Source organism: Pseudomonas edaphica, from assembly GCF_965277385.1.
Classification (GTDB): Bacteria; Pseudomonadota; Gammaproteobacteria; order Pseudomonadales; family Pseudomonadaceae; genus Aquipseudomonas; species Aquipseudomonas edaphica.
On sequence record NZ_OZ255725.1, the window covers coordinates 6237850 to 6257563 of the forward strand.

Consider the following 19714-nt stretch of genomic DNA (forward strand, 5'->3'; position numbering starts at 1 on the left):
GCCCTCAAGGCTTGTCAGTCAGGTTTTTGCCGATCATCCGCACCAGGATGATCGCCGCGATATTGGCGATGACCACGGCGATCAAGCCGCCGGCCGAGGCCATGCCCACGTCGAACTGCACCAGCGCCTGGTTGTAGATCAGGTAGGCGAGGTTGGTCGAGGCGTAGCCGGGGCCACCGTTGGTGGTGGTGAAGATTTCGGCGAAGACCGAGAGCAAAAAGATCGTTTCGATCATCACCACCACGGCAATCGGGCGCGCCAGGTGGGGCAGGGTCAGGTGCCAGAAGATCGCGATGGCGCCGGCACCGTCCAGGCGCGCGGCTTCTTTCTGTTCCTGGTCGAGGGACTGCATGGCGGTCATCAGCAGCAGGATGGCGAAGGGCAGCCACTGCCACGACACAATGATGATGATCGACAGCAATGGGTAGTGCGCCAGCCAGTCCACGGGTTCGGCGCCGAACAGCTTCCACACGGCGGCGAGAATCCCCGACACCGGGTGGAAAATCAGGTTCTTCCAGATCAGCGCACCGACGGTGGGCATGATGAAGAACGGCGAAATCAGCATCACCCGCACGATGCCGCGGCCCAGGAACTCACTGGCCTCCAGCAACGCGCTGATCAACACGCCGAACACCACGCTGATCAGCAGCACGCTGCCCACCAGTAACAGGGTGTTGGTGGCGCCAGGCAGGAAGCCCGAGTCGGTGATGAAGTAGGTGAAGTTTTCCAACCCCACGAATTGGTTTTCGCCAGGGTAGAGCAGGTTGTAGCGGATCAGCGAAAAGTACAGGGTCATGCCCAGTGGCACGATCATCCACAGCAGCAGCATGGCCACCGAGGGGCTGACGAGGAACCAGCCGGGGTTGGCCAGGCGGTTTTTGGGTGTTGTATTCATTGGGATCAAGACCAGTCGGGTGCATGCAAAACTAGAATCGGAGCGCGCTCAATGTGGGAGCTGGCTTGCCTGCGATGGCATCACATCGGTCTGGCTGACAGACCGAGTCGCCCGCATCGCAGGCAAGCCAGCTCCCACACAAAGCATTTATCGCGGTGATGCTGAGTTATTTGGGATAACCCGCCCGCTTCATCTCACGCTCGGTGGTGGTCTGCGCGGCGGTCAAGGCTTGGTCTACCGTTTGCTGACCGGTCAGCGCGCCCGAGAAGAACTTGCCGACCTGGGTACCAATCGCCTGGAATTCAGGAATGGTCACCAACTGGATACCGATATACGGCACCGGCTTGAGCGTCGGTTTGGTCGGGTCAGCGACTTTCAGCGATTCGAGGGTCACCTTGGCAAACGGTGCGGCTTTGAGGTATTCGTCGCTGTAGGTCGATTTGCGCGTGCCAGGCGGTACGTTGGCGATGCCGTCGGTCTTGGCTACCAGTTCGCCGTATTCCTTGGACGTTGCCCAGGTGGTGAACACCTTGGCGGCATCCTTGGCTTTGGAACTGGTCGGGATGGCCAGGCTCCAGGAGTACAGCCACGAGGTGCCCTTGTCGGTCTTCTCGTGCGGCGCGAAGGTGAAGCCGACGCTGTCAGCGACTTTGCTCTGAGACTTGTCGGTGACGAACGAACCGGCCACGCTGGCGTCCACCCAGATCGCGCACTTGCCACTGTTGAACAGCGCGAGGTTTTCGTTGAAACCGTTGCTGGAAGCACCCGGCGGGCCGGATTTCTTCATGTTGTCGACGTAGAAGTTCAACGCGTCCTTCCATTCAGGGCCGTTGAATTCCGGTTGCCATTTTTCATCGAACCAGCGCGCGCCGTAGCCGTTGGCCAGGGTGGTGATCAGCGCCATGTTCTCACCCCAACCGGCTTTGCCACGCAGGCACAGGCCGTATTGCTCTTTGCTCTTGTCGGTGAGTTTGGCGGCGAATTCACCGATCTGAGTCCAGGTCGGGTGCTCGGGCATGCTCAGCCCGGCGCCCTTGAACAGGTCGGTGCGGTAGTAGGTGATCGAGCTTTCGGCGTAGAACGGCAGGGCATACAACGAGCCTTTGACCGACAAGCCGTCACGCACCGAAGGGAACACGTCGTCGAGGTCGTAGGACGCCGGCAGGTCTTTCATCGGCTCCAACCAACCCTTGGCGCCCCACAGTGCAGCTTCGTACATGCCGATGGTCAACACGTCAAACTGGCCGCCCTGGGTGGCGATGTCGGTGGTCAGGCGTTGGCGCAGCACGTTTTCTTCAAGCACTACCCAGTTCAGCTTGATGTCCGGGTGCTCGGTCTCGAAGGTTTTCGAGAGCTTTTGCATGCGGATCATGTCGCTGTTGTTGACGGTGGCAATGGTCAGGGTTTGCGCGCCAAAGCTGACGGCGCTGAGGGTCATGCAGGTGGTCATGCAGGTGGAGACAAGCAGTGCTTTTGCTGTGAACTTCATCGCGCACTCCATTTCCGTGCCCAGAGGGCTACAGAATGACAGTTATTGTTGTTGTGTCTTCCCACAAGGTGTCAGGAAGAGTGTGCGTTGATTACAGCCTTGAAATGGGCGTGTGACAAATCCTTGGGCACACTTGAGCTGATACTTTTTTGCACTCGACAAGTCATGGGCTTAAACCATTAAGCCAGGTTCTGTTCGGTCAACCGTTGCACCGCCAGGCGTCGGTAGTGAGACGGCGTCATGCCCTTGAGCTGCTGGAAGCGCCGGTTAAAGTTGGAGATATTGTTAAAACCCGACTCAAAGCACACATCCGTCACGGCTTTGTCGCCATCGGCCAGCAGTTCGCAAGATTTGCTGATGCGTAGCCGGTTAACAAACTCTATAAACGTGCGTCCAGTGGCTTGTTTAAACACCCGTGAGAAATACGTCGGCTTCATCCCCAGGTACTGCGCCACTTCCTCCAGCGACAATTCGCGGGCGTAGTGGGCAAAGATATAGTCCACCGCGCGGTTGGTGCGATCAATGCTGTGCTCGTCGGCCACTTGCGGTGTCGTCCCGCCGGACAGCAGCTGGTAATCCTCACAGGCGCTCAACACCTCCAGCAGAATAAAGAAGTGCCCCAGGCGCGCTATACCTTGGGCGTCTTCGATGCGCTGCATCAAGGTCATGGCTTGGGCGATGGTTTTTTTGCAACGGAACTCGATGCCGTACTGCGCCCGTTCCAGCATCGGCGCCAGCGTCTTGAGTTCGGCAAACACGGGGCTGCCCTGTTCAAACAGTTCGTCGGTGAAATTCACCAGCATGTCGCGCTTGGGCACCACCTCGTCTTCCTCCACCTGGCTGATCCAGTTGTGGGGCAGGTTGGGGCCGGTAAGGAATAGGCTTTCGGGGTAGAAGTTACCGATGTAGTCGCCGATAAACACTTTGCCCGAGCTGGCGACGATCAGGTGCAGCTCGTATTCCTTGTGGAAGTGCCAGCGCACCAACGGGCAGGGGAAACCATGCTGGCGATAGATGATGGACAGACCGTTGTGATCGTCCATCAACTCGTAGGAAGGGTCGGTAATGCGCATTGCTCGGGTCATGCTGCCGTCGCTTTATTGTGGTTGCTGCGTAGGATAATGCCCCCTTGCGCGCAACCTCGCTAGCGTCATCCTTTATACGCTGCGGTTTTTTGCCTCGATCCACTGCGACATGTACTGGGTACTTTTATGCGCATGGTGACGCAACATGCTGCCGGTGAAGTTGTCCCGGCGATGGGCGGCGAGGCGGCTGCGGCAGTGTTCCAGGCAAGCCACCAGGGCGGGGCCATGCAGGCTCTGGTCGTAGCGCCGAGCCAGCAATCGGCGGCCGTCTTGCTGGGCCTGGGTCCAACGCTCGCGGTCTTGATACAGCGCCACGGCGGCAGCGGCCAGGGCCTCGGCACTTTTCTCGATGGTACCGGGCCATGGCTGATCGTCGCCCATGGCCTCGGCGCCAATCGGCGTGGTGATGTTTGGCGTGCCGCAGAGCATGGCATCCATCAGTTTGCCCTTGATGCCGGCGCCGAAACGCAGTGGCGCCAGGCAGATACGGGCCGCGGCCATGACCTGCAGCGCATCTTCAGCCCAATTCATCACGTGAAAACCCTGCGCCGGGTTGTGCAGGGCGGTGGCCTTGGGGGGCGTGTAGGCACCGTAGATATGCAGTTGTGCGCCCGGCAGTTGCTGGCGGATCAACGGCCATAAACTGCTCTTCATCCACAGCACCGCATCCCAATTGGGCGCGTGGCGGAAATTGCCGATGCTCAGGAAGTGCGCGCGGTCTTCAAACGGCGCAAAGGTTTCAACCGGTGGTTCCAGCATCAATGGACACCAATGGAGCAGGGCGGCCGGCACCTTGAATTGTTCGGTGAGCAGGCGGATTTCCACATCGGAAATCATCAGGCTGATATCACAGCGGTAAATGGCGGCGATCTCGCGCTTGGCGAGGTCGGTGTCGGCCATCCACTGGAACTCTTCCTGCAGGGCCGGCTTGAACAGTGCGCTGAAGTCGTCACTGTCGGGGTGAGCCTTGAGGTGGGCCTTGAAACGCTGATGGCGTGCATCGCGCAGGCTTTGCAAATCGGAGGTTTCAAGCACGCGCAGGGCATCGGGGCAGCATTGCTCCACACGCCAGCCGAACTGCTCTTCCATCATAAAACGGTCGAACAACACGATATCCGGGGCTAACGCGCGGATAAAATCGTCGAAGCTGCTGTTGTTGAGCTCGATGGCGCACTCGGCGATGCCCAGGGCAGGCAAGTCGGCCTTGTGTTCACCAATAGTCGCCGGGCTGCTGAAGGTAATGTCCCAACCCTGGTCCAGGAAGCTCTGCAGAATCTGCATCATATGCCCGCCGGCGGCTGAGGAGCGGGGCTCCGGCCAGACATAACCTATGACCAGGACTTTGGTGGCGGGCTGATTCATCTAAAGCAGATCCTTGAAGGGCGGGCAAAAAACGCGCAATTAAACCACACCTGCGGGGCATGACAATTTGTGTCCGGTGGTAGGTAGTCACTGCACTTTGTGGTTAACTTCGGCCTCTCGAATTCGTTTAACCAAAACCCAGCATAAGGATTCCGTTCATGGCTCAAGTCACCCTTCGTGGTAACCCTGTCCAGGTTGAAGGCGAATTGCCGAAAACCGGTTCCACCGCTCCAGAATTCAATCTTGTCGCCGTCGACCTGTCAGAGGCGACCCTGGAAACGTTCGCCGGCAAGCGCAAAGTGCTGAACATCTTCCCAAGCGTCGACACCCCGACCTGTGCCACTTCGGTACGCAAATTCAACGCCCAGGCCAACGACGTGAGCAACACCGTTGTACTGTGCATCTCCTCTGACCTGCCGTTTGCCCAGAAGCGCTTCTGCGGCACCGAAGGCCTGGACAACGTGCTGAGCCTGTCGGACTTTCGCAACGCCGACTTCGCCGTAGACTACGGCGTATCCCTGGCCGATGGCCCGCTGCAAGGCCTGACCGCCCGTGCCGTGGTGGTACTGGACGAAAACAACAACGTGCTGCACAGCGAACTGGTGCCTGAAATCGGCCAAGAGCCAAACTACGAAGCAGCCCTGGCTGTTTTGAAGTAACTGTTTCGGCGCATTACTGTCATTTTGCAGTAGCACGCTTGATGCAAGATTGCGGCCTGGCCTAGTCCAGGCCGTTTTTATTTGCGGCTCAAACGCTTAGCGAAATAGCCAACGGACTAAGCTCAGAAGTTAAAAGTTGTAATCCAAGGTAAATAGCCGGTAAAGGCGCTTTTCTTAATGCGCCCCAGTGCTTATCTTTCAGCCTCCCAAAGAAGAAGCTCTCGCGCCCAATGGTTGATCACTCCATGCAATCCTCCCCCCGCAATTCCCGCCGCTGGCTGTTCGGCCTGCTCGTGCTGTTGGTTATCGCCGGCCTGTGCTGGAAATTCTGGCCCGCAGGCCATACAGATGCCAGCGCGCAGAAACCGGCCGGGCATACCGGCAAGACGGGGATGGCGCGCCCAGGTTTCGGGGGTTCCACCGGCCCGATCCCGGTGCGCGTGGCGCCAGCGGTACTGGGCGAGTTCCCGGTGTACTACAAGGCCTTGGGCACGGTGACCGCGCTCAACACCATTAATGTACGCAGCCGGGTGGGCGGTGAGCTGGTCAAGATCGCGTTTGAAGAGGGTCAGATGGTCAAGGCAGGCGACCTGCTCGCGGAGATCGACCCGCGTAGCTACCAGAACGCCTTGCTCCAGGCCCAAGGCACGCTCTTGCAGAACCAGGCCCAACTGAAAAACGCCCAGGTTGATGTGCAGCGTTACCGTGACCTGTATGCCCAGGACAGTATCGCCAAACAGACCCTGGACACCGCCGAAGCCCTGGTCATGCAGTACCAAGGCACGGTCAAGACCAACCAGGGCGCGGTAGACGACGCCAAGCTCAACCTCGAATTCACCAAGATCCGCGCGCCGATCAGCGGCCGCGTCGGCCTGCGTCAGGTTGACGTCGGTAACCTGGTGGCGGCCAACGACACCACCTTCCTGGCGGTGATCACCCAGACCCAGCCGATCAGCGTGGTCTTCACCCTGCCGGAAAACACCCTCGATACCGTACTCACCCGTTACCACGCCGGCAACAAGCTGCCCGTTGAAGCCTGGGACCGTGGCGACGTGAAGCAGCAGGCGGTCGGCGTGTTGCAGAGCCTGGACAACCAGATCGACGTGACCACCGGCACACTCAAATTCAAAGGCCGTTTCGATAACAAGGACCAGGCGCTGTTCCCCAACCAGTTCGTTAACGTGCACCTGTTGGCCGACACCTTGCACAACGTGGTGTTGGCGCCGTCCGCGGCGATCCAGTTCGGTAACAGCGGCACCTTTGTCTACAAACTCGACGGGGACAAAAAGGTCAAGATGCAGCCGTTGGTGGTCGGTGATACCGATGGCGATAACACCGTCATCAAGGAAGGCCTGGTGGCCGGTGACCGCGTGGTCCTGGAAGGCACTGATCGCCTCAAGGACGGCAGCGACATTGAAGTGGTCAACGACAGCAGCGAAGTGCCGACCACGCCGACCGAACACCTGCAAGGCAAGCCTGCGGCAAAAGGGGAGACCGGCGCTAACGCCGGCAAGGCGCAAAAGGTCGGTTCATGAACCTGTCGCGACTGTTTATCCTTCGCCCGGTTGCCACCACGCTGAGCATGCTGGCCATTGTTCTGGCCGGCATTATTTCTTACCGTTTGTTGCCGGTCTCGGCCTTGCCCCAGGTGGACTACCCGACCATCCGGGTGATGACCCTGTACCCCGGCGCCAGCCCGGACGTGATGACCAGCGCGGTGACTGCGCCGCTGGAGCGTCAGTTCGGGCAAATGCCCGGCCTCACACAGATGGCGTCGACCAGTTCGGGCGGCGCCTCGGTGCTGACCCTGCGCTTTAACCTCGACATCAATATGGATGTCGCCGAGCAACAGGTGCAGGCCGCAATCAACGCCGCGACCAACCTGTTGCCCAAGGACTTGCCGGCGCCGCCGGTGTACAACAAGGTCAACCCGGCAGATACCCCGGTGCTGACCCTGGCAATTACCTCCAAGACCATGTTGCTGCCCAAGCTCAACGACTTGGTTGACACGCGTATGGCGCAAAAAATTGCCCAGATCAGCGGCGTCGGCATGGTCAGCATCGCCGGTGGCCAGCGCCAGGCCGTGCGTATCAAGGTCAACCCCGAGGCCCTGGCGGCCAACGGCTTGAACCTGTCGGACGTGCGCACCCTGATCTCCGCCTCCAACGTCAACCAGCCCAAGGGTAACTTTGACGGCCCCACACGGGTATCGATGCTCGATGCCAACGACCAGTTGGTCTCGCCCGAGCAATACGCCGAACTCATATTGGCCTACAACAATGGCGCGCCGCTGCGCCTCAAAGACGTGGCACAGATCGTTGACGGCGCCGAAAACGAGCGCCTCGCTGCCTGGGCCAATGAAAACCAGGCCGTGCTGCTCAACATCCAGCGCCAGCCCGGCGCCAACGTGATCGAGGTAGTGGACCGTATCAAGGCGCTGCTGCCGAGCATCACCGATAACCTGCCGGCGGGCCTGGATGTGACGGTGCTTACCGACCGTACCCAGACCATTCGGGCCTCGGTGAAAGACGTACAGCACGAATTGCTGATCGCCATTGCCCTGGTGGTGATGGTGACGTTCCTGTTCCTGCGCCGGGTCAGTGCCACGATCATTCCGTCGATCGCCGTGCCGCTGTCGCTGGTGGGCACCTTTGGCGTGATGTACCTGGCAGGCTTCTCCATCAACAACCTGACGCTGATGGCCCTGACCATCGCCACCGGGTTTGTGGTGGACGATGCCATCGTGATGCTGGAGAACATCTCGCGCTACATCGAGGAAGGCGAGACGCCCATGGCGGCGGCGCTCAAGGGCGCCAAGCAAATCGGGTTCACCCTGATTTCCCTGACCCTGTCGCTGATCGCGGTACTCATTCCGCTGCTGTTCATGGCCGATGTGGTCGGGCGGCTGTTCCGCGAATTTGCCATCACCCTGGCGGTGGCGATCCTGATTTCCCTGGTGGTGTCCCTGACCCTGACGCCGATGATGTGCGCGCGCTTGCTCAAGCGCGAACCCAAGGAAGAAGAACAAGGTCGTTTCTACAAGGCCAGCGGCGCCTGGATCGATTGGTTGATCGAAGCCTACGGGCGCAAATTGCAGTGGGTGCTCAAGCACCAGCCGTTGACCCTGCTGGTGGCCATCGCCACCTTGGGCCTAACCGTGGTGCTGTACCTGGTGGTGCCCAAGGGCTTTTTCCCGGTACAGGATACCGGGGTGATCCAGGGCATATCGGAAGCACCGCAGTCGATTTCGTTTGCCGCCATGAGCCAGCGCCAGCAGGAATTGGCCAAGGTGATCCTGGCCGACCCATCGGTTGAAAGCCTGTCGTCCTATATCGGTGTGGATGGTGATAACGCCACTCTCAATAGCGGCCGTTTGCTGATCAACCTCAAGGCCCACGGCCTGCGCGACGTGAGCGCGGCCCAGGTCATCACGCGCCTGCAACCGCAGATCGACAAGCTGGTGGGCATTCGCCTGTTCATGCAGCCGGTGCAGGACCTGACCATTGAAGACCGCGTGAGCCGCACCCAGTACCAGTTCAGCATGTCCTCGCCGGACGCCGACCTGCTGGCGCTGTGGAGCGACAAGCTGGTGCACGCCTTGCGCCAGTTGCCGGAACTCACCGATGTGGCCAGCGACCTGCAGGACAAGGGCCTGCAAGTGTTCCTGGTGATCGACCGTGACGCCGCCTCGCGGCTGGGCGTGAGTGTGTCAACCATCACCGACGCACTCTATGACGCCTTCGGCCAGCGGCAGATTTCCACCATCTACACCCAGGCCAGTCAGTACCGTGTGGTATTGCAGGCCCAGTCCGGTGAAACCCTGGGGCCGGCGGCACTCAACCAGATCCATGTGAAAACCACCGACGGCGGCCAGGTGCGGTTGTCGAGCCTGGCGCATGTGGAACAGCGTCAGGCGCAACTGGCAATCGCGCATATCGGCCAGTTTCCGGCGGTGATGATGTCGTTCAACCTGGCCCCTGGCGTCGCGCTGGGCAAAGGCGTGGAGCTGATCAACCAGACCCAGAAGGACATCGGCATGCCGGTGGGCGTGCAGACCCAGTTCCAGGGCGCGGCCCAGGCGTTCGAAGCCTCGCTGTCGAGCACTTTGCTGCTGATCCTGGCGGCGGTGGTGACCATGTACATCGTGCTCGGCGTGTTGTATGAGAGTTACATTCACCCGATCACGATTCTCTCCACGTTGCCATCCGCCGCAGTCGGCGCCTTGCTCGCGTTGCTGCTCAGTGGCAATGACCTGGGCATGATCGCGATCATCGGCATTATCCTGCTGATCGGTATCGTCAAAAAGAACGCGATCATGATGATCGACTTTGCCCTCGACGCCGAACGCAACCAGGGCCTGGACCCGCAAACGGCAATTTATCAGGCGGCGTTGCTGCGTTTTCGGCCGATTTTGATGACCACCCTGGCCGCCTTGTTTGGTGCGGTGCCATTGATGCTGGCCACGGGTTCCGGCGCGGAGTTGCGCCAACCGCTGGGCCTGGTGATGGTCGGCGGCCTGCTGGTGAGCCAGGTGCTGACGCTGTTCACTACGCCGGTGATCTACCTGTATTTCGACCGCCTGGGCCGTCGCTGGCGCAAAGAGCCACAAAGCCTGGAGCCGGCTGAGTCATGAACCTGTCCGGACCTTTCATTCGCCGGCCGGTAGCCACCATGCTGCTGAGCCTGGCGATTATGTTGCTCGGTGGCGTGAGCTTCAACTTGCTGCCGGTGTCGCCGTTGCCGCAGATCGACTTCCCGGTGATCGTGGTGTCGGCCAGTTTGCCCGGCGCCAGCCCCGAGGTCATGGCGTCTACCGTGGCGACGCCGCTGGAACGCTCATTCGGCGCGATTGCCGGCATCACCACCATGAGCAGCTCGTCGAGCCAGGGCTCTACGCGAGTGATCCTGGCGTTCGATTCCGACCGTGATATCAACGGTGCGGCGCGGGAAGTGCAGGCGGCCATCAATGCATCGCGCAACCTGCTGCCCAGTGGCATGCGCAGCATGCCGACCTACAAGAAGATCAACCCGTCCCAGGCACCGATCATGGTGTTGTCACTGACCTCCGACGTGTTGCAAAAGGGCGAACTGTACGACCTGGCCTCTACCATTCTTTCGCAAAGCCTGTCCCAGGTGCCGGGGGTAGGCGAAGTGCAGATCGGTGGCAGCTCCTTGCCGGCAGTGCGCATCGAGTTGGAACCCAAGGCCCTGGACCAATATGGCGTGGCCCTGGACGATGTGCGCAATACCATCGCCAATGCCAACCAGCGGCGGCCCAAGGGCTCCCTGGAAGACAGCGAGCGTAACTGGCAGATCCAGGCCAATGACCAGCTGGAAAAGGCCAAGGACTACGAGCCGCTGCTGATCCGCTACCAGAACGGCGCGGCCTTGCGCCTGGGGGATGTCGCCAAGATCAGCGATGGCGTGGAAGACCGCTACAACAGCGGCTTCTTCAACAATGATTCGGCGGTGCTGCTGGTCATCAACCGCCAGTCCGGCGCCAACATCATCGAGACCGTCCGGCAGATCAAGGCCCAGTTGCCGGCGTTGCAGGCGGTGCTGCCGTCCAGCGTCAAGCTCAACCTGGCCATGGACCGTTCGCCGGTGATCACTGCGACCCTGCATGAAGCCGAGATGACCCTGCTGATTGCCGTGGCCCTGGTGGTGCTGGTGGTGTACCTGTTCCTGGGTAACTTCCGCGCTTCGTTGATCCCGACCCTGGCGGTGCCGGTGTCGCTGGTCGGCACCTTTGCGGTGATGTACCTGTTTGGTTTTTCGTTGAACAATTTTTCGCTGATGGCGTTGATCCTGGCCACCGGCCTGGTGGTGGACGACGCCATCGTGGTGCTGGAAAACATTTCCCGGCATATCGACGACGGCGTGCCGCCGATGAAGGCGGCGTACCTGGGCGCCCAGGAAGTGGGCTTTACCTTGCTGTCGATGAACGTGTCGCTGGTGGCGGTGTTCCTGTCCATCCTGTTTATGGGCGGCATCGTCACCAACCTGTTCCGTGAGTTTTCCATCACCTTGTCGGCGGCGATCATAGTGTCGCTGATCGTCTCGCTGACCTTGACCCCGATGCTCTGCGCGCGCTGGCTCAAACCGCACGTCAAAGGGCACATGACCGGTTTGCAGCGCTGGAGCCAGAAGGTCAACGACCGCATGGTTGCAGCCTACGCCACCAGCCTGGACTGGGTGCTGCGCCATCGCCGCCTGACTCTGCTGAGCCTGTTGATCACCGTGGGCGTGAACATCGCGCTGTACGTGGTGGTGCCGAAAACCTTCATGCCGCAGCAGGACACCGGACAGTTGATCGGTTTTGTGCGCGGCGATGACGGGCTGTCGTTCAATGTGATGCAGCCAAAAATGGAAACCTTCCGCAAGGCGGTCCTCAAAGACCCGGCGGTGCTCAGCGTGGCCGGCTTTATCGGTGGCAACAATGGCACTAACAATGCGGTGATGCTGGTGCGCCTCAAGCCGATTGCCGAACGCAAGCTCTCGGCCCAGGCAGTGATCGAGCGTCTGCGCAAGGAAGTGCCGCTGGTGCCGGGCGGTCGGCTGTTCCTGATGGCCGACCAGGACCTGCAATTTGGTGGCAGCCGTGACCAGACCAGCGCCCAATACTCCTACATCCTGCAAAGCGGCGACCTGGCTGCGTTGCGCTTGTGGTACCCGAAAGTGGTCGCTGCCATGCGCGAGCTACCGGAGCTGACCGCCATCGACGCCCGCGAAGGTCGCGGTGCGGCGCAGGTGACGCTGGTGGTCGACCGCGACCAGGCCAAGCGCCTGGGCATCGACATGAGCATGGTCACCTCGGTGTTGAACAACGCCTACAGTCAGCGGCAGATTTCTACTATCTACGACAGCCTCAACCAGTATCAGGTGGTGATGGAGGTCAACCCGAAATACGCCCAGGACCCGATCACCTTGAACCAGATGCAGGTGATCACCTCCACGGGCGCGCGGGTGCCGTTGTCGACCATTGCCCATTACGAAAACAGCCTGGCCGACGACCGTGTCAGTCATGAAGGCCAGTTCGCCTCGGAAAATATTGCCTTCGACATGTCGCCCGGCGTAACGGTGGAGCAGGGCACGGCCGCTATCGAGCGGGCGATTGCCAAGGTCGGTTTGCCCGAAGACGTGATCGCCAAGATGGCCGGCACCGCCGATGCGTTTGCGGCGACCCAGAAGGGCCAGCCGTTCATGATTCTTGGCGCGCTGGTGGCGGTGTACCTGGTGTTGGGCATTCTGTATGAAAGCTATATTCACCCGCTGACCATCCTGTCGACCTTGCCGTCGGCCGGTGTCGGCGCGCTGCTGTCGATCTACCTGCTGGGCGGTGAATTCAGCCTGATATCCCTGCTCGGTCTGTTCCTGCTGATCGGCGTGGTGAAGAAGAATGCGATCCTGATGATTGACCTGGCGCTGCAGCTGGAGCGCCACGATGGCATGAGCCCGTTGGAGTCGATCCGCAGCGCCTGCCTGTTGCGCCTGCGGCCGATTTTGATGACCACGCTCGCCGCGATCCTCGGCGCCTTGCCGTTGCTGCTCGGTTCCGGCGATGGCGCCGAAATGCGCCAGCCGCTGGGCCTGACCATTATCGGTGGGCTGGTGTTCAGCCAGATCCTGACCCTTTACACCACTCCGGTGGTTTACCTTTATCTTGACCGCGCGCGCCATCGCTTCAACGCCTGGCGTGGCGTGCGTACCGATGCTGCCTTGGATACTGCGCTATGACCGATTCAACGAATGCCCAGACACTGTGGCGAGGGAGCTTGCTCCCGCTGGGCTGCGCAGCGGCCCCAAACCAGCAGCCTCGCCACACCACACGTATCGGCAAGGGTGTGAAGGGGGTAACGATGCTGTTGTGCGGCGCCTTGCTCAGCGCCTGCGCCATCGGCCCGGATTACAAGCGCCCGGAGGTGGTCGAACCCGCGCAGTTCAAGCAAGCCCAGGGCTGGCGTCAGGCCAACCCAAGCGATTCCCTGGCCCGTGGAGCCTGGTGGGAGTTGTACGGTGACCGTCAACTTAACGAGCTGGTCACGCGCCTCAATAACTCCAACCAGACCGTGGCCCAGGCCGAAGCGCGCTTCCGCCAGGCCCAGGCCCAGGTGCGTAGCGCACGCGGGGCGTTTTTCCCAACGGTGGACTTCAGTGCCGGTAAAACCCGTGCCAGTCAGGGCACCGGCAGCAGTAACGCCAGCCTCAGCAGTTCCAGCAGTGGTATTCGTGACACGCTCAATACCCAGTTGGGCGTGAGTTGGGAGGCCGATGTGTGGGGCAAGTTGCGCCGTGGTCTTGAAGCGAATGAGGCGACGGCTGAGGCCAGTTCCGCGGATCTGGCGGCGATGCGTTTGAGCCAGCAGTCGGAGTTGGTGCAGGACTATCTGCAACTGCGCGTGATGGACGAGCAGACACGTTTGCTGCAGGCCACGCTGGAGACTTATCAGCGCTCCCTGAAGATGACTGAAAACCAGTACCGGGCGGGGGTTTCCGACAAAGCCGCGATTGCTCAGGCACAGACCCAACTGAAGACGACCCAGGCCAGTTTGATCGACTTGATCTGGCAGCGTGCGCAGTTGGAAAACGCCATCGCAGTGTTGATCGGCGAAGCGCCGGCCAACTTCAATCTGGCGGTGAGCAAAGACATACCTGCCTTGCCGCAGATTCCGCTGAGTGTGCCATCGCAATTGCTTGAGCGGCGCCCGGACATTGCGTCGGCGGAGCGCTCAGTGATTGCGGCCAACGCGAATATTGGTGTGGCCAAGGCGGCTTATTACCCGGACCTGACCTTGAGCCTGGCGGGCGGGTATTCCAGCAGCACCTATGCTGATTGGATCAGTTTACCGAACCGGTTCTGGTCGGTGGGGCCCAAGCTTGCGATGACCTTGTTTGACGGTGGGCAGCGTTCGGCTGAGGTCGATCGTAGTGTGGCGTCTTATGACGAGACGGTGGCCAAGTACCGCCAGACCGTACTGGATGGTTTCCGCGAAGTGGAAAACTATATGGTGCAGTTGAAGGTGCTGGAAGATGAGGCGGTGGTCAGCAATGAAGCCCTGGAGGCCGCGCGCGAGTCCCTGCGCTTGACGCAGAATCAGTACAAGGCCGGGTTGATCGCCTACCTGGATGTGGTGACGGTGCAGGCCACTGCGTTGAGCAATGAGCGCACGGTCTTGACCCTGTTGCAGACGCGGTTGGTGGCAAGTGTGCAGTTGATTGCGGCGTTGGGTGGCGGCTGGGACGGGCAGACGTCTTTGGCTGAGAAGCAGTGACTGGGTAGCTTTTCAAAACAACTCAAACACCACCCCAATCAAGGCTGGGCACTGTCACTGTGGCGAGGGAGCTTGCTCCCGCTGGGCTGCGCAGCAGCCCCATAAAACTTGCGGGCGCTGCGCACCCGAGCGGGAGCAAGCTCCCTCGCCACAACAGCCCGCACTTGTTACTCCTCGGCACATCGCTGATCAAAATCCGCCCGCGCCTGTTCAATCGCCCACGGCCTGATTTTCAAGCAGATGATCCGGCTCTTTGGGCTGAAGCAGGTGGCATTTCAAGGTCAGTAGATTGGCGTCAAAATGCCACTAATGGCCCCGTGATAATTAATCAAACCGGCAATAATTATTCTCGCTACAATCGCCCGCTTTGCCACTTGGCACGGGCGTTTTCAGGCCCGTCAGTCTTGAGAAGTCCCATGCTGATCGGTAGTTATTCCCCCTCTCTGGTCGTCATCTCCCTGAGCGTCGCGATCCTGGCGTCCTATACCGCGCTGGACTTGGCCGGCCGTATTGCGACCGCCAGGGGCCGCGCAGCGTACATGTGGATGACCGGCGGGGCATTGGCCATGGGCGTGGGCGTTTGGTCCATGCACTTTATCGGCATGCTGGCGTTGCGCCTGCCCTTTGCTCTCGGGTTTGACCTGGGTATCACCGCGCTGTCGTTATTGATCGCCGTGTTATCCAGTGGCTTTGCACTGTGGCTGGTCAGCCAGCCACGTCTGCCGGCTTGGCAGTTGGCATTTGGCGCGTTGGTGATGGGGGCTGGTATTGCCTGCATGCACTACACCGGCATGGCCGCGATGCGCATGACCCCGGGCATCGATTACGACCCCGCCCTGTTTGGCGCCTCATTGTTGATCGCCGTGGTGGCGTCCGGCGCGGCCTTGTGGATCGCTTTCAACTTGCGGCGCAACACGCCTTACGTACGCCTGGCGCGGGGGGGCGCCGCGGTGGTGATGGGCATTGCGATCGTTGGTATGCACTACACCGGCATGGCTGCCGCGCGTTTTGATGACAACAGTTTCTGCGGCGCCGCGCTGACGGGCCTGAGTGGCAAGGGCCTGGATAACCTGGTGCTGGTCACTTCGCTGGCGGTCTTGATCATCGCGTTATTGACCTCATTGCTCGACGCCCGGCTTGAAGCCCGCACTGCCGTGCTCGCAGACTCACTGACCCTGGCCAACCAGGAACTCACCCATCTGGCCCTGCATGACATGCTCACCGGGCTGCCTAATCGCACCTTGCTCGCCGACCGCATTCAACAAGCCATACAGGCGGTCAGGGAGCAGGGTGGTTGTTTTGCGTTGATGTTTATCGACCTGGACGGTTTCAAGCCGGTCAATGATGCATTTGGCCACCACATGGGTGACCAATTGCTGCGCGAGGTGGGTTTGCGTCTGCGCGAGGACCTGCGCAGCCAGGACACCCTGGCGCGCATCGGTGGCGATGAGTTTGTGCTGCTGGTGCAGTTGACCCAGCCGGACGACGCCATGGGCTTGGCCGAGCGCCAGGTTGGCTTGATCAACCGTACGTTCAAGGTAGCCGAGCATGAACTGAAGATTTCCGCGAGCATCGGCATTGCCATGTTCCCCGGTAACGGCGTTAACCCTCAGGAACTGCTGATGAACGCTGATGCCGCCATGTACCACGCCAAGGGCATGGGCAAGAACGGTTACAGCTTCTTTGATGTGTCGATGAACACCAATGCGCGTAAACAGCTGCAGTTGTTGCAGGACCTGCGCAACGCCGTTGAGCACCAACAGTTCCGCCTGTACTACCAGCCCAAGTTCGACGCGCTCAGCGGTATTGCGGTCGGCGCCGAAGCGTTGTTGCGTTGGGAGCACCCGCAACAGGGGCTGTTGTTGCCGGCGATGTTCATCGAGCTGGCGGAAAAAACCGGGTTGATTATTCCCATCGGCGAGTGGGTGCTCAACGAGGCTTGCCGCCAGATGGCTGTCTGGTACGCGCAGGGTTATGAAGACTGGCGCATTGCAGTCAACCTGTCGGCGTTGCAGTTCTGCCATGCAGGGTTGGTTAAAAGTGTCGCGCAGGCGCTGGAGCGTCACTGCTTGCTGGCCAACAGCCTGACCCTGGAAATCACCGAAACCACTGCCATGAGCGATGCCGATGCGAGCATGACGGTGCTGCAGCAACTGTCGGACATGGGCGTGGACCTGTCCATCGACGACTTCGGCACCGGTTATTCGAGCCTGATGTACCTCAAACGGTTGCCCGCCAACGAGCTGAAGATCGACCGCGGGTTTGTGCGCGACCTTGAACACGACAGCGACGACGCCGCCATCGTCTCGGCCATTGTCGCCCTCGGCCAGGCGCTAGGGCTGCGCATTGTCGCCGAAGGCGTGGAGACCGATGTGCAGCAAAGTTTCCTCACCCGGCTGGGGTGCAACTCGCTGCAAGGCTACTTGCTGGGCCACCCATTGCCGGCCGAGGGGTTCATGGCCGATATCCAGCGCGCCGAAGACGCCTTGGCGCCTGACAAAAGCCGTGGATGACGGGTATTCTTGGATCCAACCTTAAACCGTTGGTTTATTCAGGAGACCGCACGCATGGACAAAGTCGTCATTATCACTGGAGGCAGCCGTGGTATCGGCGCTGAGACGGCCTTGCTGGCTGCACGCCAGGGCTACCGCATTTGCATCAACTACCAGTCTGATGAGGCAGCGGCCCAGCGTGTGCTGGACCAGGTGCGCGCCTTGGGTGCACAGGCCATTGCGGTGCGGGCCGATGTCAGCATCGAGGATGAAGTGATCGCATTGTTCAATCGCGTTGATGCCGAGCTTGGGCGCGTGACGGCACTGGTCAACAACGCCGGCACCGTGGGGCACAAGTCGCGGGTCGATGAAATGTCCGAGTTCCGCATCCTCAAAATCATGAAGACCAATGTGCTGGGGCCGATCCTGTGTGCCAAGCAAGCGGTGCTGCGCATGTCGCCCAGGCATGGCGGGCAGGGCGGCAGCATCGTCAACGTGTCGTCGGTAGCCGCGCGCCTGGGTTCGCCGGGCGAATATGTCGACTATGCCGCGTCCAAGGGCGCGCTGGATACCTTCACCATCGGCCTGTCCAAAGAGGTGGCGGGTGAAGGGATCCGTGTCAACGCGGTGCGCCCTGGCTACATCTTTACCGACTTCCATGCCCTGAGCGGCGACCCGGACCGAGTCAGCAAGCTGGAGTCCGGCATCCCCATGGCCCGTGGCGGGCGCCCGGATGAAGTGGCGGAGGCGATTATCTGGTTGTTGTCGGACAAGGCTTCGTATACCACTGGCACTTTTCTGGATTTGGGCGGTGGCCGTTGAGTCTTTAGCGCCAGTCAAGGCGCCATCGCGGGCAAGCCCGGCTCCCACAGTGGAACGCATTTCACTGTGGGAGCCGGGCTTGCCCGCGATGGCGTCAGATAAGGCAACAACCGAGCCTAGAAGGACCGCACAATGCGCCCGAGTGTTTCCATGGCCTTTTCCGATGCCTCGGTCCACGGGCTGCCGTAGTTCAAGCGAATGCAATTTCTGAAGCGCTGGGTCGCCGAGAAAATCGGCCCCGGCGCAATGCTGATGCCCTGGGCCAGGGCCATTTGGAACAGCTTCAACGAATCGGTTTGCTCCGGCAGTTCCAGCCACAGGAAATAGCCGCCAGCCGGCTGGCTGACCCGCGTCTGTGCCGGGAAATAGCGCGCGATGGCGGCCAGCATGGCGCTCTGCTGTTCTTCCAGGGCGTAGCGCAATTTACGCAGGTGCCGGTCATAGCCGCCGTGTTGCAGGTAGTCCGCAATCGCCGCCTGGGCCGGCATCGAGGGGCACAGCGAAGTCATCAGCTTCAGGCGTTCAACCTTCTGCGCATAGCGCCCGGCCGCTACCCAGCCGACGCGATAGCCAGGAGCCAGGCTCTTGGCGAAGGAGCCGCAGTGCATCACCAGCCCTTCGGTGTCGAAGGCCTTGGCCGGTTTTGGCGCGTGCTGCCCGTAATACAACTCGGCGTATACATCGTCCTCGATCATCGGCACTTGATGGCTGCGCAGCAGTTCCACCAGCGCCTGTTTTTTCGCCTCTGGCAGCGTGGCGCCCATGGGGTTCTGGAAGCTGGTCATGGTCCAGCAGGCTTTGATCGGGTAGCGCTCAAGGGTTTGCGCCAGGGCATTGAGGTCGATGCCATCGCGTGGGTGTACGGGGATTTCCACCGCCTTGAGCTTCAGGCGTTCGAGCACTTGCAGGCAGGCATAGAACGCCGGGGCTTCGATAGCGACCAGGTCGCCCGGCTCGGTCACCGCTTGCAGGCACAGGTTCAGCGCTTCCAGGGCGCCGTTGGTGATCAGCAGCTCTTCCATCGGCAGCATCAGGCCGCCCACCATGTAGCGCAGGGCGATCTGCCGGCGCAGTTGCGGGTTACCCGGCGACATGTCGGTGACGACAAGGCGTGGGTCCATCTCACGGCCGGCACTGGCCAACGAGCGCGCCAGGCGTGGCAGCGGGAACAACATGGGGCTGGGGAAGGCCGAGCCGAACGGTACGGTGTTGGGGTCTTTGATGGAGTCGAGCACTGAGAACACCAACTCACTCACATCGACTTCGGTGGACTCGTGCACCTGTTCACTCACCACCGGCTCGGAAAACGGGCTGGGCGCGTGAGTGTTGACGAAGTAGCCGGAGCGCGGCCGCGCACGAATCAGGCCACGGCGTTCGAGCAGGTAGTAAGCCTGGAACACCGTGGACGGGCTGACCCCATAGGTCTGGCTGGCATAGCGCACTGAGGGCACTCGCTGGCCAGGGCCGAGGACGCCGGAGCGGATCAGTTCTGCGATGTCGTCGGCAAATTTTTCGTAGCGTTTCATGGGGGCCTGATTAACGTTCCATTAGTGTTCGCAGGGCAAAATGTGGGAGCTGGCTTGCCTGCGATGACGGTGGCACATTCAACATCATCCGTGCCAGACCGGGCGCCATCGC

At 60.7% G+C, this 19714-nt stretch carries 12 protein-coding genes; 7 read left to right on the forward strand and 5 right to left on the reverse strand.

Going from position 1 to position 19714, the window contains the following annotated elements; all coding sequences use genetic code 11:
• Positions 1–4 precede the first annotated feature (4 nt).
• The 4 genes from ACQY47_RS28425 to ACQY47_RS28440 all read right to left on the reverse strand — a co-directional run bounded on the left by ACQY47_RS28425 (position 5) and on the right by ACQY47_RS28440 (position 4831).
• Positions 5–895, reverse strand: coding sequence for a carbohydrate ABC transporter permease (locus ACQY47_RS28425; protein ID WP_017135054.1), 891 nt, complete (start codon positions 893–895; stop codon positions 5–7).
• Between the two features lie 166 nt (positions 896–1061).
• Positions 1062–2345, reverse strand: coding sequence for an ABC transporter substrate-binding protein (locus ACQY47_RS28430; protein ID WP_370589435.1), 1284 nt, complete (start codon positions 2343–2345; stop codon positions 1062–1064).
• A 218-nt stretch (positions 2346–2563) separates the two neighbouring features.
• A complete protein-coding gene (locus ACQY47_RS28435; protein ID WP_176992298.1) occupies positions 2564–3469 on the reverse strand; it encodes an AraC family transcriptional regulator in 906 nt (301 codons plus the stop codon).
• 72 nt (positions 3470–3541) lie between these two features.
• The gene (locus ACQY47_RS28440) at positions 3542–4831 is read right to left on the reverse strand and encodes a glycosyltransferase (protein ID WP_428553951.1); all 1290 of its coding nucleotides are present in this window, start codon (positions 4829–4831) and stop codon (positions 3542–3544) included.
• Between the two features lie 158 nt (positions 4832–4989).
• Between ACQY47_RS28440 and tpx the strand changes: the two genes are divergently transcribed.
• From tpx to ACQY47_RS28475, 7 genes are all read left to right on the forward strand, one after another.
• Entirely contained in the window at positions 4990–5490 is a 501-nt protein-coding gene (gene tpx / locus ACQY47_RS28445) for a thiol peroxidase (protein WP_017135058.1), read from the forward strand.
• Positions 5491–5720: 230 nt separating this feature from the next.
• Complete coding sequence (locus ACQY47_RS28450) at positions 5721–7025, forward strand: MdtA/MuxA family multidrug efflux RND transporter periplasmic adaptor subunit (protein WP_138450584.1); 1305 nt, start codon at positions 5721–5723, stop codon at positions 7023–7025.
• Complete coding sequence (locus tag ACQY47_RS28455; protein ID WP_428553956.1) at positions 7022–10123, forward strand: MdtB/MuxB family multidrug efflux RND transporter permease subunit; 3102 nt, start codon at positions 7022–7024, stop codon at positions 10121–10123. Before ACQY47_RS28450 ends, ACQY47_RS28455 begins: the two co-directional genes overlap by 4 nt.
• Complete coding sequence (locus ACQY47_RS28460) at positions 10120–13227, forward strand: efflux RND transporter permease subunit (protein WP_099548270.1); 3108 nt, start codon at positions 10120–10122, stop codon at positions 13225–13227. Before ACQY47_RS28455 ends, ACQY47_RS28460 begins: the two co-directional genes overlap by 4 nt.
• 122 nt (positions 13228–13349) lie before the next feature.
• Positions 13350–14762: an efflux transporter outer membrane subunit gene (locus tag ACQY47_RS28465; protein ID WP_236447120.1), complete on the forward strand. Its 1413-nt coding sequence runs from the start codon at positions 13350–13352 to the stop codon at positions 14760–14762.
• A gap of 416 nt (positions 14763–15178) precedes the next feature.
• Entirely contained in the window at positions 15179–17275 is a 2097-nt protein-coding gene (locus tag ACQY47_RS28470; RefSeq protein ID WP_428553961.1) for a putative bifunctional diguanylate cyclase/phosphodiesterase, read from the forward strand.
• Between the two features lie 54 nt (positions 17276–17329).
• Positions 17330–18076: an SDR family oxidoreductase gene (locus tag ACQY47_RS28475; protein WP_017135063.1), complete on the forward strand. Its 747-nt coding sequence runs from the start codon at positions 17330–17332 to the stop codon at positions 18074–18076.
• Between the two features lie 116 nt (positions 18077–18192).
• Here ACQY47_RS28475 and mapR read toward each other — a convergent pair whose 3' ends face one another.
• Positions 18193–19602 carry a GntR family transcriptional regulator MpaR gene (gene mapR, locus ACQY47_RS28480; RefSeq protein ID WP_017139132.1) on the reverse strand — a complete coding sequence of 470 codons (1410 nt, stop codon included), beginning with the start codon at positions 19600–19602 and terminating at the stop codon, positions 18193–18195.
• Between the last annotated feature and the right edge of the window lie 112 nt (positions 19603–19714).

Bases quoted from the DNA above. Each gene is read 5' to 3' on its own strand.
- ACQY47_RS28475 (WP_017135063.1), top strand. From the start codon at position 17,330: ATGGACAAAGTCGTCATTATCACTGGAGGCAGCCGTGGTATCGGCGCT.
- tpx (WP_017135058.1), top strand. From the start codon at position 4,990: ATGGCTCAAGTCACCCTTCGTGGTAACCCTGTCCAGGTTGAAGGCGAA.
- ACQY47_RS28430 (WP_370589435.1), bottom strand. From the start codon at position 2,345: ATGACCACCTGCATGACCCTCAGCGCCGTCAGCTTTGGCGCGCAAACC.
- ACQY47_RS28440 (WP_428553951.1), bottom strand. From the start codon at position 4,831: ATGAATCAGCCCGCCACCAAAGTCCTGGTCATAGGTTATGTCTGGCCG.
- mapR (WP_017139132.1), bottom strand. From the start codon at position 19,602: ATGAAACGCTACGAAAAATTTGCCGACGACATCGCAGAACTGATCCGC.
- ACQY47_RS28455 (WP_428553956.1), top strand. From the start codon at position 7,022: ATGAACCTGTCGCGACTGTTTATCCTTCGCCCGGTTGCCACCACGCTG.
- ACQY47_RS28435 (WP_176992298.1), bottom strand. From the start codon at position 3,469: ATGACCCGAGCAATGCGCATTACCGACCCTTCCTACGAGTTGATGGAC.
- ACQY47_RS28470 (WP_428553961.1), top strand. From the start codon at position 15,179: ATGCTGATCGGTAGTTATTCCCCCTCTCTGGTCGTCATCTCCCTGAGC.
- ACQY47_RS28425 (WP_017135054.1), bottom strand. From the start codon at position 895: ATGAATACAACACCCAAAAACCGCCTGGCCAACCCCGGCTGGTTCCTC.
- ACQY47_RS28460 (WP_099548270.1), top strand. From the start codon at position 10,120: ATGAACCTGTCCGGACCTTTCATTCGCCGGCCGGTAGCCACCATGCTG.
- ACQY47_RS28450 (WP_138450584.1), top strand. From the start codon at position 5,721: ATGGTTGATCACTCCATGCAATCCTCCCCCCGCAATTCCCGCCGCTGG.
- ACQY47_RS28465 (WP_236447120.1), top strand. From the start codon at position 13,350: ATGCTGTTGTGCGGCGCCTTGCTCAGCGCCTGCGCCATCGGCCCGGAT.